Annotated in this window: 15 protein-coding genes; 10 read left to right on the top strand and 5 right to left on the bottom strand. The window is 73.8% G+C overall.

Features of this window, described 5'->3' with window-relative positions; genetic code table 11:
• Positions 1 to 48 precede the first annotated feature (48 nt).
• From ACIOC0_RS29180 to ACIOC0_RS29220, 9 genes are all read left to right on the top strand, one after another.
• Positions 49 to 2589: a SpoIIE family protein phosphatase gene (locus ACIOC0_RS29180; RefSeq protein WP_402158741.1), complete on the top strand. Its 2541-nt coding sequence runs from the start codon at positions 49 to 51 to the stop codon at positions 2587 to 2589.
• A gap of 275 nt (positions 2590 to 2864) precedes the next feature.
• Positions 2865 to 3239 (top strand): STAS domain-containing protein, encoded by a 375-nt coding sequence (locus tag ACIOC0_RS29185; RefSeq protein ID WP_356684290.1) that lies wholly within the window; start codon positions 2865 to 2867, stop codon positions 3237 to 3239.
• Between the two features lie 156 nt (positions 3240 to 3395).
• Positions 3396 to 4295, top strand: coding sequence for an STAS domain-containing protein (locus ACIOC0_RS29190; protein WP_402158742.1), 900 nt, complete (start codon positions 3396 to 3398; stop codon positions 4293 to 4295).
• Complete coding sequence (locus ACIOC0_RS29195; RefSeq protein ID WP_402158743.1) at positions 4292 to 4708, top strand: STAS domain-containing protein; 417 nt, start codon at positions 4292 to 4294, stop codon at positions 4706 to 4708. The genes ACIOC0_RS29190 and ACIOC0_RS29195 overlap by 4 nt, the downstream gene beginning before the upstream one ends.
• Positions 4709 to 4755: 47 nt before the next feature.
• Positions 4756 to 5148, top strand: a complete 393-nt coding sequence (locus ACIOC0_RS29200) for an anti-sigma regulatory factor (protein ID WP_402159060.1) — start codon at positions 4756 to 4758, stop codon at positions 5146 to 5148.
• Entirely contained in the window at positions 5148 to 6194 is a 1047-nt protein-coding gene (locus ACIOC0_RS29205) for a SpoIIE family protein phosphatase (RefSeq protein ID WP_402158744.1), read from the top strand. Before ACIOC0_RS29200 ends, ACIOC0_RS29205 begins: the two co-directional genes overlap by 1 nt.
• The gene (locus ACIOC0_RS29210; RefSeq protein ID WP_402158745.1) at positions 6191 to 7927 is read left to right on the top strand and encodes a PP2C family protein-serine/threonine phosphatase; all 1737 of its coding nucleotides are present in this window, start codon (positions 6191 to 6193) and stop codon (positions 7925 to 7927) included. Before ACIOC0_RS29205 ends, ACIOC0_RS29210 begins: the two co-directional genes overlap by 4 nt.
• Positions 7928 to 8132: 205 nt before the next feature.
• A complete protein-coding gene (locus ACIOC0_RS29215; protein WP_402158746.1) occupies positions 8133 to 9509 on the top strand; it encodes an NAD(P)/FAD-dependent oxidoreductase in 1377 nt (458 codons plus the stop codon).
• 96 nt (positions 9510 to 9605) lie between these two features.
• Positions 9606 to 11852, top strand: a complete 2247-nt coding sequence (locus ACIOC0_RS29220; protein WP_402159061.1) for an FUSC family protein — start codon at positions 9606 to 9608, stop codon at positions 11850 to 11852.
• A 249-nt stretch (positions 11853 to 12101) separates the two neighbouring features.
• Here the strand turns inward: ACIOC0_RS29220 and ACIOC0_RS29225 are convergent, their stop codons facing one another.
• The 5 genes from ACIOC0_RS29225 to ACIOC0_RS29245 form a co-directional block, all read right to left on the bottom strand.
• Positions 12102 to 12533: a hypothetical protein gene (locus tag ACIOC0_RS29225; RefSeq protein WP_351096467.1), complete on the bottom strand. Its 432-nt coding sequence runs from the start codon at positions 12531 to 12533 to the stop codon at positions 12102 to 12104.
• Between the two features lie 29 nt (positions 12534 to 12562).
• The gene (locus ACIOC0_RS29230; protein WP_402158747.1) at positions 12563 to 13402 is read right to left on the bottom strand and encodes a DUF1206 domain-containing protein; all 840 of its coding nucleotides are present in this window, start codon (positions 13400 to 13402) and stop codon (positions 12563 to 12565) included.
• 158 nt (positions 13403 to 13560) lie between these two features.
• Complete coding sequence (locus ACIOC0_RS29235) at positions 13561 to 13803, bottom strand: DUF5133 domain-containing protein (protein ID WP_351336923.1); 243 nt, start codon at positions 13801 to 13803, stop codon at positions 13561 to 13563.
• 78 nt (positions 13804 to 13881) lie between these two features.
• Positions 13882 to 14730, bottom strand: coding sequence for a SigB/SigF/SigG family RNA polymerase sigma factor (locus ACIOC0_RS29240; protein WP_402158748.1), 849 nt, complete (start codon positions 14728 to 14730; stop codon positions 13882 to 13884).
• Between the two features lie 234 nt (positions 14731 to 14964).
• Positions 14965 to 15408, bottom strand: a complete 444-nt coding sequence (locus tag ACIOC0_RS29245) for an ATP-binding protein (protein ID WP_402158749.1) — start codon at positions 15406 to 15408, stop codon at positions 14965 to 14967.
• Positions 15409 to 15886: 478 nt separating this feature from the next.
• On the opposite strand from ACIOC0_RS29245, the gene ACIOC0_RS29250 reads away from it, so the two are divergent.
• A complete protein-coding gene (locus ACIOC0_RS29250) occupies positions 15887 to 16108 on the top strand; it encodes a hypothetical protein (protein WP_402158750.1) in 222 nt (73 codons plus the stop codon).
• Positions 16109 to 16132: the final 24 nt, after the last annotated feature.

The following is a 16132-nucleotide window of genomic DNA, read 5'->3' on the forward strand; positions in this document are numbered from 1 at the left end:
GCCCGCCCGCATCCGCCCCCGGACGTTCCAGCCGAGGAGTCTTCGCACGTGAGCATTCCCGAACAACCGCACGAGAGGAACGACGCTCCGGCCGAGGCCGGCCGCGACGGCGCGGCCCGGCCGTCCGCGGACGGGAGGGCCGGGGTGTCGGCGTCCCCGGGGCGGGCCACCGCCGTCGCATCGCGCGCGGACCGCTCCCCCGAGGTCCGGTCCGGTGACGGCCGGGCCGGCGAGGACGGGGAGACGCCCACCCCGGTGGGCCGGCTCGCCGCTACCGTGGCACGGCTGCGGCGGGAGGTGCGGGCGGCGCAGGCCGAGGCCGAGGGCCGGGCCCTGGTCGAGCTCGCCAAGGGCATCCTGGTGGAGCGGCTCGGGTGCGGCCCGGCCGAGGCGGCCCGCCAGCTCACCGAGCTGGCCCGGCAGGCCGCGGTGACGCCGCTGGAGTTCGCGGTGGAGGTCATCAACCAGGCCGCCCGGGACCGCGTGTCGGAGGTGACCGACGCCTTCATGGCCACCGTCTCCGGTGTCGACGACGGTCTCGGCGAGGGCCTCGGGGAGGACTCCGCGGCCGTGCGGCTGCGGGCCGCCGAGAGCGGGGCGCTCGCCGCGCACGACACGCAGGCCGTCGCCGACTCGCTGCTCCAGCACGCCCTGGGCCCGCTCGGCGCGATGGCGGTGGCGATCTGGGCGGCCGGCCCGGACGGCTCGCTCACGCTGGCCGGCAGCGCCGGCTTCGCCCCCGCGGAGGCGGCGCGCTGGCGTTACGTCCCGCCGGACGTGGCCACGGTGGCCCGGCGGGGCCTGACCGAGCGTTCGGGGCTGTGGGTCCGGTCGCTGGCGCAGACGGGCCTGCCCACCATCGGCCGGCAGCTGCACGCCGACGGCGGCCGGGTCGCCCTGCCCGCGGGGACCGGCGGCCGGGTGCACGGCGTCCTGGAGATCGCCTGGCCCACCCCGCTGGAGCCGCAGTCGCCGCAGGTGGTGCGCCAGGTGGAGGCGCTGGCCGAGCTGTGTGCGCACACCCTGCAGACGTACACGCTCGCGGACGCCTCCGACCGGGAGCCGCGGGTGCTGCCCGACGCCGCGGAGCTGATGGACCTGGCGGACGGGCTGCACGATCCGGCGCTGGTCCTCGTGCCGCACATCGACGCGTCGGGGCAGCTGGTGGACTTCCGCATCCAGCACGTCAACGACCGCTTCCTGGACCCGGCGGGCCGGCCCCGGGCGGTGGTCAACGGCGCCCTGATGCTGGAGGCGTACCCGATGTCCGCCGGCGGGAGCGACCTGTTCCAGCGCATCGAGCGCGTCTACGCCACCGGTGAGCCGTTCCGGGCGCGGCGGATGAGTCTGACCGCGCTCGTGGACGAGGTGTCGCTGTCGGCGGTCGCGGACCTGAGCATCAGCCGCCACGGCACGTGCGTGCTGCTGATCTGGCGCATCGAGGACGAGACGGCGCGGCTGGCGAGCCTGTTGCAGCACGCGCAGCGCCTCGGCCGCATCGGCGGCTTCGAGGAGAACGTGCTGACGGGCGAGACCACCTGGAACGGACAGATGTTCGCCCTGTACGGGCGGGACCCCTCCGCTCCCCCGGTGCCGCTGGAGGAGCTGGGGGCGCACGCCCACCCCGACGACGCGGTGCCCGTCGGGCGGTTCCTGCGCACGCTGATGCACCACCGGCGGCCGTCCTCGGCAGCCTTCCGGCTCCAGCGGCCGGACGGGGTGACCCGGCACATGCGGATCGTGGCCGAGCCCGTCCTGGACACCGACGCACGGCTGGTCGCCGTACGCGGCGCCTACCAGGACATCTCGTCGCAGCACTGGACGGAGGTGGCGCTCGCCGCGACGCGTGACCAGCTGGCGCAGACCGAGCAGCAGGCGAGCGAGCGCAACCGGCTCACGCTTCAGCTCCAGCACGCGATCATGCCGCCGACGCACACCCCGCTGGAGGTTCCCGGGCTGCAGGTGGCGGTGCGCTACCGGCCGGCCGAGGAGGAGCAGCTGGTGGGCGGCGACTGGTACGACACGGTGGTGCTGCCGTCGGGGCTGGTGATGCTGTGCGTGGGCGACGTCGCCGGGCACGGCATCGAGGCGGCGACGTCCATGGTGGTGCTGCGCAACGCGCTGCGCGGACTGGCGGTGACCGGGGCGGGTCCGGGGCAGCTGCTGTCGTGGCTGAACATCGTGGCCCACCATCTGACGGGCGCCGTGACGGCGACGGCGGTGTGCGGGCTGTACGACCCGGCGCGGCGCACGCTGCGGTGGGCGAGGGCCGGCCATCTGCCGCCGGTGCTGGTGCGCGAGGCGAGCGCGGCCCCGCTGCCCCTGCTGAAGGGGATGCTGCTGGGCGCCGTGCCGGAGACGGCGTACGAGGAGGAGGAGGTCCAGCTCGCGGCCGACGACACGCTGCTGATGTACACGGACGGGCTGATCGAGCGGCGGGACCGGTCGGTGGAGGAGTCGCTGACGCATCTGCTGAGCGAGGCCCGCACGGCCGTGGCGACGCTGGACCAGCAGCTGGACCGGCTGCTCACGTACAGCAGGTCGGACACGGACGACGACACCTGCATCGTGGGCATCAGGCTGGGCTGACAAGGCCGCGCGCCGTCATGAGGGGTCCTCGCGCCGTGAGCGTCCGCATCAGGGCGCGGCGCGAGGACCCCTCAGCGGTTCCCGCGGGATCTTCGGTGCATGAGCGACGGGTTAGCGGGTATCCGCTCGTGCGCGGTGCGAGGCCGGGAGCGGAAGGCGAGGGGGGAGACGAGGCAGGGCCCGGTGTCGGCCGGAGGATCCGTCCCGACCGCGCTCGACCCGTACCGCAGTCACCCCCGGGCACGCGCCCGGACCGTCAGTTTTCGGAGGTACTCGTGTCCATCGCCCAGAACCCGTTGTCCGTCGAGGTCACCCTGCCCCGCGAGGACGTGGCCCTGGTCACGGTCGAGGGCCATCTCGACCTCGACACGGCGACCGAGTTCCAGGCCCATCTGGCGAACCAGCTCCATCACGGCAGGCGGCACTTCCTGCTGGATCTGTCCGCGGTGCCCTTCATGGACTCCTCCGGGATGAACATCATCCTGCGCGTGTACCAGGAGGCGCGGAACCTGCCGGGCAGCGTGCACGTGATCGATCCCACGCCGGCGGTGCGCCGGGTCCTGGACCTGACCGGGGTGAGCCTCACGGTGCCCGTGTCGGACAAGGTGGACGACGCGTTGGCGCTGATCGACGGCCCGCAGCCGGCCTGATCGAGGGGGAGGGTGATCGTTTGACAGCCGTGCGGGCAGGCCAAGAGAGTGGGCCGGTCGGGGACCTGGTTAGGGTTGTCGTCCGGCAAGGGTCACCCCGCGTGACCGTCGTCTGCGGCGGTGACGGGGCATTGGGACGCAGATGAGGAGTGAAGAGTGCCGGAGCGCGAAGCGGCCGCGGAACACCGTACGCCGACGGAGGAGGTAGGGGCCTTCCTGGGCCGCCGCCGGGAGCAGATCGCCCAGCGGTGGGCCGACGAGTCCTTCTTCCGCACCGTCTTCACGGTGTCCCGGGACGAGGCGGTGGACGCGGGCCGCTCCGTGGTGGACGCCCTCGCCGACGTCGTCCGCTCCGGCCGGGTGGAGAACTCCGACAGCGCCGGGTTCGCCGCGATCCGCGAGCAGCTGTCACGGATGACCGCCGCCCGCTCCCGGTTCGGCCTGAGCACGGCCCAGGTCTCCGGCGAGGTGGACGCGCTGCGGGCGCCCGTCGTGGACCTGCTGGTCGCCGACCTGGCCGACGCCTCCCCGGATCACGTGAGGGAGTGCAGCTCGACCCTGACCGTGCTGATGGGGACGATGCGGCTGGTGGTCATGGAGACCGCGCTGACCGAGATCCAGGCCCTCAGCGACCGGCAGCAGCTCCAGCTTCTGGAGGTCGCCACGCCCGTCATCCGGCTGTGGGACGGCATCGTCGCCGTGCCGCTGATCGGCACGCTGGACAGCGCCCGCAGCCAGGTCGTCATGGAGACTTTGCTGCAGGCGGTCGTCGACCAGCAGGCCAAGTACGCCATCCTGGACATCACCGGGGTGCCGACGGTGGACTCGCTCGTCGCGCAGCACCTGATGAAGACGGTGGCGGCGGTGCGGCTGATGGGCGCCGAGTGCGTCGTCTCCGGCATCCGGCCCGCGATCGCGCAGACCATGGTGCACCTCGGCCTGGATCTGGGCACCGTGGTGACGCGGGCCGGTCTGGCCGACGCCCTGTCGTACGCCCTGCACGGGCTGGGCGCGGGCATCGTGCACTCGGCGTCCGGCGGTGCGGGTCAGCGGTGAACGGACACTTCTCCCCCGCCGGCGGGGCAACCGTGCCGGTGCTCAGGCTGGGCGACGTCCTGCTGGTCACCCTCCAGGGCGATCTGCACGACAGCACGGCGGAACAGCTCCAGCACGACATCGTGGAGGCGATCGCCCGCAGCCGGGTCACCGGCGTGGTCATCGACATCTCCGGTGTGGAGATCGTCGACTCCTTCCTCGGCCGGGTGCTGGCCGAGATCGGCGCGAACGCCCGGCTGCTGGCCGCGCAGACCGTCGTGGCCGGTATGCGGCCCGCGGTCGCGATCACCCTGGTGGAACTGGGGCTGACGCTGCCGGGACTGCGTACGGCGCTGAGCACCGAGGCGGCGCTGGCGCTCCTCGGCTCGACGGGCTCCCCTGCTCCGCGCGGCCCGCGCGGGGAGCCGCGGTGAGCGGGACGGCCGCGGGCGTCGAGGCCCGCCTGCCGATCCGCTCCGACATGGATCTGGCGTGGGTACGGCAGCATGTGCGGCAGGCCGCCGCCGCGCTCGGCTTCAGTCTGGTCGAGCAGACCAAGCTGGTCACCGCGGCCAGCGAACTCGCCCGCAACACGCTCGTCTACGGCGGGGGCGGCGAGGTGGAGACCATGCGCGTCGCCGAGGGGCGGGTGCAGGGGCTGCGGCTGGTCTTCTCCGACCAGGGGCCCGGCATCGCCGACGTGGAGCGGGCGCTGAGCGACGGCTTCACCTCCGGCGGCGGCCTGGGCATGGGGCTGGGCGGGGCGAAGCGGCTGGTGCACGACTTCGCCATCGACAGCACGCCCGGCTCGGGCACGACGGTCACGGTGACCTCGTGGGCGGCCCGGCCGCCCCGCCAGCGCGAGGAGGTCTGATGCCCCGGGTGTGGGAGGTCCCCGTGCACGACTCGACGCGGGTGCGCGACGCCCGGGTGGCCGCCGAGGAGGCGACCGCCCTCGCGCGGCTCGACGAGTCGCGTGCGGCGGCCGCCGCGCTGGTGGCGACGGAGCTGGCCACCAACCTGCTCAAGCACGGCGGCGGCGGTCAGCTGCTCGTCGACGTGGTGGCGCCGCCCACCGGCCGCGCGGGCGGCGTCGTGCAGATCGCGGCCGTGGACCACGGGCCGGGCATCGCGGACGTCGGCGCCGCGTCCGGCGACGGCTTCTCCACGGCCGGCTCGCTGGGCGCGGGCCTGGGCACCTGCCGGCGGGTGGCCGACGACTTCGAGCTGCACAGCCTCCCGGGCCGCGGCACGGTCGCGCTGGCCCGGGTCGGCGCGAGCCGGCCGAATACGCACACGTGTGAGCCGGTGCCGGCCCGGGCCGGCGGGGTGAACGTCCCGTTCGCAGGGAACGACTTCTCGGGCGACGCCTGGACCTTCGTGCGCGCCGAGGACCGGCTGACGCTGATGCTGGCCGACGGCCTGGGCCACGGCCCGGGGGCCGCCCGCGCGTCGAGCGCGGCGGTCGAGGAGCTGCACCGTTCGGCCCGTCTGCGCCCGGCCGAGATGCTGGGCCGCCTGGACGCCGCGCTGCGCGGCACCCGCGGCGCGGCGGTCGCGCTGGCCCAGCTCGACCTGCGGGCCGGGCGGCTGTGGTTCGCCGGCATCGGCAACGTGGGGGCGCGGCTGCGGGAGGGCGACAACTGGCGGCATCTGCTGTCCCGGCCGGGCATAGCGGGCGTCCACCGCCCCACGTCGCTGCCCGAGACCGAGGCGGCCTGGGGGGCGGACCGGCTCCTCGTGCTGCACAGCGACGGTCTGCCCAGCCGCTGGACGCCGCCGTGCGACCCACGGCTGCCCGCCATGGACCCGGCGGTCGTCGCCGCGGTGATCGTGCGCGACGCCAGCAGCTCCGCCCGCCCGGTGCGTGACGACACCGCCGTGGCCGTCCTGTCCCCGACCCCGCCGGACCGCCCATGATGCGTACCTGGCAGATCACCACCGTCACCGACGCGGCCCGCGCGCGGATCGCCACCGCGCGCCTGGCCGCCGCGTTCGGCGTCGCCCCGCTGGAGCGCACCCGGCTGGCGAGCGAGCTCAGCGGGCGGCTGCGCCAGTGTCTGACGAAGGGCGGCGTGTGGCGGTTCACCCTGGAGACGTCGGCGGACGTGCTGCGCGCCGAGATCGACTCCTCCCCCGCCGCCGGGGAGCCGCCGTGGCACATCACCGTGCCCTGTCCCGAGCCGGCCGACGCCTCGGTCTTCCACGGGGTGGCCGCCGACCCGGCGGTCCTCGCCGAGGCCCTGCTCGGCGCGGACGAGGACACCGCCGTCGTGCTGGACAGACTCGCCGAGCAGGAGGAGCTGGTGCTCTTCCACCGGGAGGAGCTGCACCAGACCAACCAGGGCGTCCTGGCGCTGCACGCCGAGCTGGACGCGGCCGGGCGGGCGCAGCGGGAGGCCTTCGCGGCGGAGCGCGCGGCGCGCCAGGAGGCGGAGAGCGCCCGGCGCCGGCTGACCTTCCTCGCGGACGCCAGCGCGGCGCTGACGGCGTCCCTGAACCACGAGGAGATCGTGCGCCGGCTGCCCGAGCTGCTGGTCCCGGAGTACGCGCGCACGGTCGACGTGTGGCTCTTCGACGCCGAGGACGACCGGCATCCGCCGGCCCCGGGGACTTCGTCGTCCGCCGCGGCGGCGGTGATCGCGGGTCGCACCGGACGGCCCCAGTACGCGGCCGACCACCCCGGCGGGCTGCCCGGCGTGGACGATCTGCCGCCGTCGGCGACGGACCCCGGCACGCCCGTGCTGTGCATCCCGTTGCTCACCCGGCACACCCCGCTGGGCGTGCTGACGCTGACGCCGCCCGGCGAGCGCTGGGACCCGGACGACGCGGTGATGCTGATCGAGCTGACCCGGCGGGCCAGCACCGCGCTGGAGAACGCCCGGCGCTTCGAGCACAACCGGGACATCGCCGAGACCCTCCAGCACGCGCTGCTGACGCAGTTGCCGACCATCGAGGGCCTGAACCTGTCGGCGCACTACCTGCCGGCGACGTACGGGCTGAACATCGGCGGCGACTGGTACGACGCGTTCCGGCAGCCGGACGGCTCCCTGATCACCGTCATCGGCGACGTGACCGGGCACGGGCTGCACGCGGCGGTGATGATGAGCCAGCTGCGCACCGCGCTGCGCGCCTACGCCGTCGACGGCGGCAGCCCCGGCGTGCTGCTGACCCGGCTGCACACCTTCCTGCACCATCTCCAGCCCGACCTGTATGCGACGGCGGTGATCGCCCGTTTCACGCCCGGCGACCCGGTGCTGACCTGGGCAGCCGCCGGACATCCGCCGCCGGTGCTGCGGGAGCCGGACGGCCGGGTGCGCACGCTGGACGCCAAGCCGGGGGCGATGCTGGGCATCCCGCTGCGCCAGGAGATCGCCGACCACACCGAGCCCCTCGCGCCCGGCACGACGCTGGCGCTGTACACGGACGGTCTGGTCGAGCGGCGTGCGCAGGGCATAGACCCGGGCATCGAGCGGCTCGCGGCGGCGCTCGGGTCGTTCCGCACCGAGGAGCTGGACGCGGATCTGCGCGGTTCGGCGGAGCGCATCCTGCACCCGTTGCTGAGCGACTCCGAGCGCGACGACGACGTATGCCTGCTGCTGTCCCACATCGACAGCCGTACGGCGACGGCGACGGTGTCCACGGGGTCCTGACGGACGCGCCCGAGGGCCCGTGAAGGGCGCGGTCGGGATGCGGCGGTGGACCTCGGGAGGAGAATCGGCAAAACGTTCGTCTGCATGCCCCGCTCCACTGGCGCGAGCACTACGGTCGCGGTGGGATCGATCGGCGAGGTGCGAAGCGCCGTCCGGTGGGAACGCGCATGACGTCGAGGAAGACCGCCCGGAGCCGCAGAAAGGGATGGACATCGTGACACGACCCAGGATCCTGGTGGTGGGCGCGGGCTTCGCGGGAGTGGGGTGCGTTCGGCGTCTGGAACGCAAGCTCTCCCCCGGCGAGGCCGAGATCACTTTGGTGACGCCGTTCAGCTACCAGCTCTATCTGCCGCTGCTGCCGCAGGTCGCCTCCGGGGTGCTGACCCCCCAGTCGATCGCCGTGTCGCTGCGCCGCAGCAAGAAGTACCGCACCCGGATCATCCCGGGCGGCGCCATCGGCGTGGACCTGAAGTCGAAGGTCTGCGTCATCCGCACCATCACCGACGAGATCGTCGACGAGCCCTACGACTACATCGTGCTGGCTCCCGGCAGCGTCACCCGCACTTTCGACATCCCGGGGCTGACCGAGCACGCCTTCGGAATGAAGACGCTCGCGGAGGCCGCCTACATCCGCGACCACGTCATCTCCCAGCTGGACCTGGCCGACGCGAGCCACGACCCCGTCGAGCGGGCGTCGCGGCTGCAGTTCGTGGTCGTGGGCGGCGGTTACGCCGGCACCGAGACCGCGGCCTGCCTCCAGCTGCTCACCCACAACGCGGTCAAGCGCTACCCCAACCTCGACCCGAGCCTGATCAAGTGGCATCTGATCGACATCGCCCCGAAGCTGATGCCGGAGCTCGGCGACAAGCTCGGCCGCAGCGCGCAGGAGGTGCTGCGCAAGCGCGGGATCGAGGTCTCGCTCGGCGTGTCCATCGCCAAGGCGGGGCCGGAGGAGGTCACCTTCACCGACGGGCGGGTGGTGCCGACCCGCACGCTGATCTGGACGGCCGGCGTGGTGGCGAGCCCGCTCATCGCGACTCTGGGCGCGGAGACCGTTCGCGGCCGGCTCGCGGTCACCCCCGAGATGTGCCTGCCGGGTCACGACGGGGTGTTCGCGCTCGGCGACGCAGCCGCGGTGCCCGACGAGGCCAAGGGCGAGGAGGGGGCGGTGTGCCCGCCGACCGCGCAGCACGCGATGCGGCAGGGCACGGCCGTCGCCGACAACGTCATGGCGGCGCTGCGGGGCCGGGAGCTGAAGCCGTACGTGCACAAGGATCTCGGGCTGGTCGTGGACCTGGGCGGCACCGACGCCGTGTCCAAGCCGATGGGCGTGGAGCTGCGGGGGCTGCCGGCGCAGGTCGTCGCCCGCGGTTACCACTGGATGGCGCTGCGCACGGGTGTGGCCAAGGCGCGGGTGCTGACGAACTGGACGCTCAACGCGCTCGCGGGCGACGATTTCGTCCGCACGGGCTTCCAGGCCCGGCGCCCGGCCAGGCTGAAGGACTTCGAGTACACGGACAGCTACCTGACGCCGGAGCAGGTGCGGGCGCACGTGGAAGCGACGAGGTCCGAGGCCGGCTGAGGAGCGGCCTGAACGGCTGAACGGCGAGGCGGGACGAGCACGACGAGCGGGGACGGGAGAGAGTACGGCGGCGTGAGGGCAGCGGCGACGACAGCGGTGGCGGCGACGGGGCCCCGGTCCCTCGGGGTGAGATGGCGGGACCGGGTCGTGGCGTCCGACCCGGGACTGCTGCGGCTGGCCGCGGGGCTGCGGACGGTCGGCGCGATCGCCCTCACGCTGGTCGTGCTCTCCCTGTCCGGCGGGGACGTCTCGCATCTGGTCGCCGGGGCGATCTCGGCGATGGTCGCGACCTTCGCGATCCGTGAGAAGCAGCTCGGCCCTCAGGCGGTCACCCTGGCGCTGGGGCTGCCCGTCGCGCTGGCCTCCGTGACGCTGGCGGCGCTGCTGAGCTCCCGTACGGTCGTCGGCGACCTCTTCTTCGTCGCGCTGATCTTCTGCGCGGTCTACGGACGGCGGTTCGGGGACCGGGGCACGGCGCTCGGGCTGATCGGCTTCCAGGTCTACTTCATGTCGCTGTTCGTCGGCGTGACGCCGGACGCTCTGCCCGGGTTCTGGGCGACGATCGGCGTCGCCTTCGCGTGCAGCGCGACCGCCCGCTTCGCGCTGGTGCCGCAGACCCCGACGGGGATCCTCGGCCGGTTGCGCACGGCGTTCCGGGCCCGGCTCGCCCAGCTCATCGACGCCCAGGCCGAGCTGCTGGACGCCGGTCCCGGGGACGTGGAGAAGGCGCTGACGCAGGTGCGCGAGGGCACCGCCCGGCTGCACGAGACGGCCATGATGATCCAGGGCCGGCTGGAGGAGGGCACCCGCGACGAGGCGACGGCACGGCTGGTGCAGCGCCGGGTCGCCGACGCGGAGATCGCCGCCGAGCGGCTGGGGCTGCTGCTGCTGACGGCGCGCAGCGCCGAACGCGCGGACACCCTCACCCTGCACCTGCCGGGGGCGCCGGTCCCCGACAGCGGCCGTCTGCCGGTGCGGGAGGAGGCGACGGACGTGCTGCGCCGTGATCTGCGGGCGCTCAGTCTGCTCGTACGGCATCCCGTGCGGGACGGGACGGGGCTGGCGCAGGTGCGCAACCGGCTGCTCGGGTACCGCGACGAGGAGAACCTGCCGGTCGCGTCACCGCCCGTGCAGGACGTCTTCCGGGGCGTCGGCGAGGCGGCCCGCGCGGTGCTCGGGCTGCGGCTCGCGCTGGACGGACCGCAGGACGAGTCGGACGACAGCCCGGAGACGGCCCGCTCCCGGGAGGAGCTCGACGCGGAGGACGCCGCGATCGGCGGGGCGGAGGAGGCGGGGGACGCCGCCGTCGAGCCCACCGGTCTGCGCCGGCCGACGACGCGGGCGGCCGTGCAGGTCGCGCTGGGGTCGTCGCTGGCCATCCTCGCGGGCGAGGTGCTGTCCACGCAGCACTGGTACTGGGCCGTTCTGACCTGCTGGATCGTCTTCATCAACACGGCGTCGACCGGCGAGATCCTGGTCAAGGGCTACCGGCGGCTGCTGGGCACGGTGCTCGGGGTGGTCGCGGGGATCGGGCTGACCGCGCTGGTCGGACACCACACGTGGACGGCGTTCGCGGTGGTGCTGCTGTGCGTGTTCGCCATGTTCTACACGGCGCCGCTGTCGTACACGCTGATGTCGTTCTTCGTGACCGCGGCGCTGGGCGTGCTGTACATGCTGCTGCACACCTACAGTCTGTCGGTGCTGCTGCTGCGGGTGGAGGAGACGGCGGTGGGGGTGGCCTGCGGGGTGGTCGCGGCGGCGGTGGTGCTGCCGGTGCGCACGGACCGCCGTACGAACGAGCTGCTGACGACGGTGCTCGACCGGCTGACCGAGGTCACCTCGGCGGCCGTGGACCAGCTGAGCGGGGGCGCGCCCGCGGATCTGCTGGACCGGGCGCGGGACCTGGACCAGGCGCTGGCCGACCTCAGGGCGGCCACCCAGCCGCTGACGCACCCGGTCACCCCGCTGCGCACCCGGCGCGACACCGCCCGGTACGTCGTGGCGCTGCTGGAGACCTGCGCGTATCACGCGCGCTCGCTGGCCGCGACGGCCGAGCTGCTGCCCACCCATCCGTCGATCGCGGCGGACCCGCGGCTACGGGGAGCGGGGCAGCGCATCTTGCACAACGTGGGCGCGATCGCCGACCGCGTGGAGGACGACCACAGCAAGGCCGAGGTGCTGACCGGGCCGAGCATCGCCTCCCTCCTGAGGCCCACGACGTCGACACCGCCCGGATACGCCCGGGTCACCGATCGCGTGCTGCGCCACCTGCAACGCCTGGACGAAGCGGTGACCGGCCTGGCCCGTCCCCTGGGCGTGCCCGTCCGGCAGGAACAGTCCTGACGCTACGGACGGGCGGCTGGGCAAAGGGGTCCGGCGTGGGGGTCCGGAGTGAGTCCTGCCCGGGGCGGGCGGCCCGGGACCGGAGGACCACGGCCGCCAGGGCCGGGCGCCCGGGGTGAGGGCGGGCGCCGGACAGCGGGCGGGCCGCGCGGGCTCACGACGGGCGGGCCCGAGATGACGGGGTCGCGCCGGTCGGGCCGGGGCTGCCCCGGGGCGGGTCCGGGTGAGGGTGAAAGGGGCGGGGCCGGTCTAGAAGTCCGTGGGGAGGCCGCTGGCTGCGGCGATGCCGCGGAGTTCCTCGGTGTCGCTCTGCCGGCGGCGGATGCAGCCGGCGATCTCGGCCAGCCGGTCCGGGTCGGCGGCGGTCGCCGCGTCCGTGACCACCCGGACCGGTCCCGTCCCGTCGACCTGGATCTCCACCAGCTGGTTGTCGAGACGGCCGGTGACGGCCGTCGCGATGACCAGGGCGGCCTCGTCGCGGATCTCCTGGGGCAGGTCCTCGGTGTCCTGCGGATCCAGCGCGAAGTCCAGGGTCTCGGGGGATTGCTCGTCCAGTGCGCGCAGCGCGGGCGCGACGACCTTGAGCAGCATCTCGTAGTCCTCGTCGTCCATGCGGACGCGCAGGAGGTCGAGGTACATGTCCACGGGTCGTCCGTCCGGCGGGAACTCGGATTCGTTCATTCCTCCCGGGTTCCCCGGGACCGCCGGGTTCAGACCTTGCGCCAGCGGGCCATGGCGAACGAGAACAGCCCGAAGAGCACCAGCCCCGCGGCGACGCAGGCCAGCAGCCACGGGCCGGCCGGTGTGTCGGCGAAGGAACGCAGGGTGTCGTCGAGGCCCTTGGCCTGGTCGGCCCGGTAGTCGACGGCGGCACGCACGGCGAAGACGCCCGCCGCCGCGAACACCAGGCCGCGCGCCGCGCCGCCGCCCACGCCGGTCACGTCCACCGCGCGGCGCACCGCCCGTGACATCTGCTCCATGCGCATCTTGTCGCGGTACTTGCGCAGCACGGCCCGGCCGCCGATCCACAGGCCCGCCACGACGACCCCGATCCCGCCCGCGCCGACGATCCACTGACCGCCGGGCAGTTCCAGCACCCGGGCGGTGACGTCACGGGACTGCTCGTCGCTGGAACCTCCCCCGCTGCCCGACCCCGCGGCGAAGGCGAGGACGGAGTAGGCGACGAAGGAGTAGAAGGCACACCGGGCCAGTGCCAGCAGCCGCTTCTTCGGCTTGCGGCCCTCGGGGCCGACCGATCCGAAGACGACCTCGGACAGCCGCCACAGGGCCATGCCGACGAGGCCGATGCCCAGCGCCCACAGCAGAACGGACCCGAAGGGCCGCTGGGAGATCTCCGCGAGCGCGCCCTGCCGGTCCGCCTCCTGGCTCTTGTTCTCGCCGAAGGCGATCTGCAGCGCCAGCAGACCGACGAGCAGGTAGATCACACCGCGCGCCGTGAGACCGGCTCTGGCGGCCCCCTTCGTGACCGACCCCCGCGCCGCCCGCTCGGCCTGCGTCCGGCCGCCTCGTGCCATGGCACTCGCGTTCATCACTGAACCTCCCCTGAAAGACTCCGCGTTCGGATGCCCCGCCGACGGCCCGGCACACCCCGTCCGTCACCGCTCCTCCACGTCACGCACACTGAAGCGCCCCCGCCGCAGGGCCAGTGGCTGCGGCGGGGGCGCTCGAAACGACCCTCAGGGGCCGGTCACGCGTACGCGTGGGGCCCGTCCTCCGTGGTCCGGCGGGGCGCGGCGTCCGCCTCGGCCGCCGCGGCGAGCCAGCCGCGGGCCGCCTCCAGGGCGAGGGTGATGTCACGCGTCCCGGTGGAGACGCACAGCGTGTAAGCGAGGTCCTGCGCCCTGGTGTTCCCCTCGACCGGCCCTGCCGCCGTCACCGCCTCGTACTCGTCGACGAGCTTGCGCAGCACTGCGGGGTGGGGCATCAGCATGCGAGCACTCCTTGCGGATCGGTGAAGCGGATCGGTATGTGGATCGGTGCGGGACCGGTGCGGGCCGTCGAGGCGGCGTCAGTCACGGCCGTCACGGCGGCCGAGTGCCTCCTCGCGCACCATCGCGCAACTGCGGCTGATGAGGCGGGAGACGTGCATCTGGGAGATGCCCAGGCGGTCGGCGATGCGGCTCTGGGTCATGTCCTCGAAGAAACGCATGTAGAGGATGGCCCGTTCGCGTTCGGGGAGCCGCCGCAGACTCTCCTTCGCGGACTCGCGGTCCACGACGACGTCGTAGGAGGCGTCGGGGCCGCCGAGGGTGTCGACGAGGCTGTAGCCGTCGTCGCCGGCCTGGAGCTCGGCGTCCAGCGACAGGGTGCTGAAGCTCTCCAGCGCCTCCAGGCCGGCCGCGACCTCTTCCTCGGTGAGTCCGGTGTGGGCGGCGATGTCGGCGGCCGAGGGCTCGGGGGCGCCGGGCGTCTGGGCGAGTTCCCGGCGGGCGAGGCGCACCTTGTTGCGCAGTTCCTGCACCCGGCGGGGCACGCGCAGGGCCCACATCCGGTCCCTGAAGTGCCGCTTGATCTCGCCGGTGATGGTCGGGACGGCGTAGCTCTCGAAGGCCCCTCGTTCGGGGTCGAAGCGGTCGACGGCCTTCACCAGGCCGAGTGCCGCCACCTGCCGCAGGTCCTCGATCGCCTCGCCCCGGTCGCGGAACCGGCCCGCGATCCGGTGGGCCATGGGCAGCCAGGCCTTGACGAGTTCGTCGCGGACGGCGTCCCGCTCGGGCCCTTCCTCCAGGGCGGCCAGCCGGGCGAACCGGCTCGCGGTGTCGGGAGCGTCGTCATGGTTCCGGCGCGAGGGGGTGGTGGTCGCGGCGGGCGTCGGGGCGGGTGTCACGGGACGGCTTGTCGACATGTCGATGAGCATGCGGAATCGCTCCTGAACGAGGATTTCAGGGACTGACCACGGGATGGTCGCTGTCGGCCGGGGCATGCGAAGCGCCCCGAAACGGCTGTACCGCTCCCGCTGGCGCGCCTCCGGTCCGAAGCACGAACCTCCGTCTGCCCTACCCCCGGAGGAACAAACTCCGTGATTCTGAAAGGTGTTCAGAGCACCGGGCGAGCGGTCGCGGCCGTGCGGGTGAGGTGAGCCGACGGCCCGTCAGAAGACAGGTACGACGGCGGTGATGCGCTTGCCGCCGGAGGGCAGGTCGGACACCCGGACGTCCCGGGCCAGTCGGCAGACGATGGGCCAGCCGCGTCCGCCGGACCGGCGGCGGCCCTGTTCGTCGACCGGGTCGACGGCCACCGGGAGCCGGTCGCTGCGGTCGCTCACGGAGACCCGCACGGCCGGCCCGTCGACGTCGACGTCGTACTCCGTGACGCCGCCGCCGTGGAGTATGGCGTTGGTGGTGAGTTCCGAGGCGACGAGCAGCGCGTCGGAGAGGGCTTCCTCGTCGTACGGCCGGCCGGTGTCCGCGCGCCGTCCACTGACCGCGCGCCGCACGGCACTGCGGACGTCGGCCGGCCGGAACCGGCCCGCTCGGTCGTCCCGGCCGGTGCCGGCCGACGTGTCCACGCGGTCGATCGAGTACTTCGCACGCATCCTCTCGCTCCCTGAGTCCGTCCGACTGATGAGTCCTGATGAGTTCTGTTGTCCGCCACCGGCCGGTCCCGGCCACGGCCCGCACCACGGTCGGTGACGGCGGTACCGCGACGACCGGCCACGAGGTGAGCCGCCACGGCGGCCGCTGTACGCGGCGGCCGTGGGCCGGGCCCGTCGCCCGGCCGGGAGGCTCCGCGACTGACACGACTCACACGACTGACACGAGTCATCCCGCGTCGTTCGCGGCCTTCGCCCCGGGCAGTCGCCGCCGGCTTCCACGCCTGGAGGCGGCCGACCGGTCGTGGGTGCGGCCCGCAGGCCCGGGCCGCCCTGGTCGTGCCGACGGCCTCTCCCCGGGGGGCGGCGCTGCCCTCCACAGTTCGGCTGGCCGAAGCGCGGCCGCCCAAACCTGCCGGTTCCGGTGGGATCACGAGATCGATGAGGTCATCGACGCGCCGCGGCTGGGTAGGCGGAGGTCATGACGGATGTCGTGGACTCGGATGAACTGTTGCGCCGCATTCAGCGGGCGAGGGCCTGTGCGCGGGAGGAACTCAAGGGCTTGCGCACCCGGAGCGAGGATCTGGTCCGGACCGATCCGGACGCGGCACGCGATGCGTACGTGCGGGGTCTGGCCTACGAGGCGGTGGTCGACGTACTGGACGAGATCGTCACGCCGGGGCGCCACCCCGACACGCCCTGACCCGGCCCGGCGGCGAGGCATTCC

Source organism: Streptomyces sp. NPDC088254, assembly GCF_044740925.1.
GTDB lineage: Bacteria > Actinomycetota > Actinomycetes > Streptomycetales > Streptomycetaceae > Streptomyces.

Excerpts from the sequence above, each read along its gene's own strand:
- ACIOC0_RS29200 (WP_402159060.1), top strand. The coding sequence starts at position 4,756 with ATGGATCTGGCGTGGGTACGGCAGCATGTGCGGCAGGCCGCCGCCGCG.
- ACIOC0_RS29205 (WP_402158744.1), top strand. The coding sequence starts at position 5,148 with ATGCCCCGGGTGTGGGAGGTCCCCGTGCACGACTCGACGCGGGTGCGC.
- ACIOC0_RS29210 (WP_402158745.1), top strand. The coding sequence starts at position 6,191 with ATGATGCGTACCTGGCAGATCACCACCGTCACCGACGCGGCCCGCGCG.
- ACIOC0_RS29215 (WP_402158746.1), top strand. The coding sequence starts at position 8,133 with ATGGACATCGTGACACGACCCAGGATCCTGGTGGTGGGCGCGGGCTTC.
- ACIOC0_RS29225 (WP_351096467.1), bottom strand. The coding sequence starts at position 12,533 with ATGAACGAATCCGAGTTCCCGCCGGACGGACGACCCGTGGACATGTAC.
- ACIOC0_RS29230 (WP_402158747.1), bottom strand. The coding sequence starts at position 13,402 with ATGAACGCGAGTGCCATGGCACGAGGCGGCCGGACGCAGGCCGAGCGG.
- ACIOC0_RS29235 (WP_351336923.1), bottom strand. The coding sequence starts at position 13,803 with ATGCTGATGCCCCACCCCGCAGTGCTGCGCAAGCTCGTCGACGAGTAC.
- ACIOC0_RS29240 (WP_402158748.1), bottom strand. The coding sequence starts at position 14,730 with ATGCTCATCGACATGTCGACAAGCCGTCCCGTGACACCCGCCCCGACG.
- ACIOC0_RS29245 (WP_402158749.1), bottom strand. The coding sequence starts at position 15,408 with ATGCGTGCGAAGTACTCGATCGACCGCGTGGACACGTCGGCCGGCACC.
- ACIOC0_RS29250 (WP_402158750.1), top strand. The coding sequence starts at position 15,887 with ATGACGGATGTCGTGGACTCGGATGAACTGTTGCGCCGCATTCAGCGG.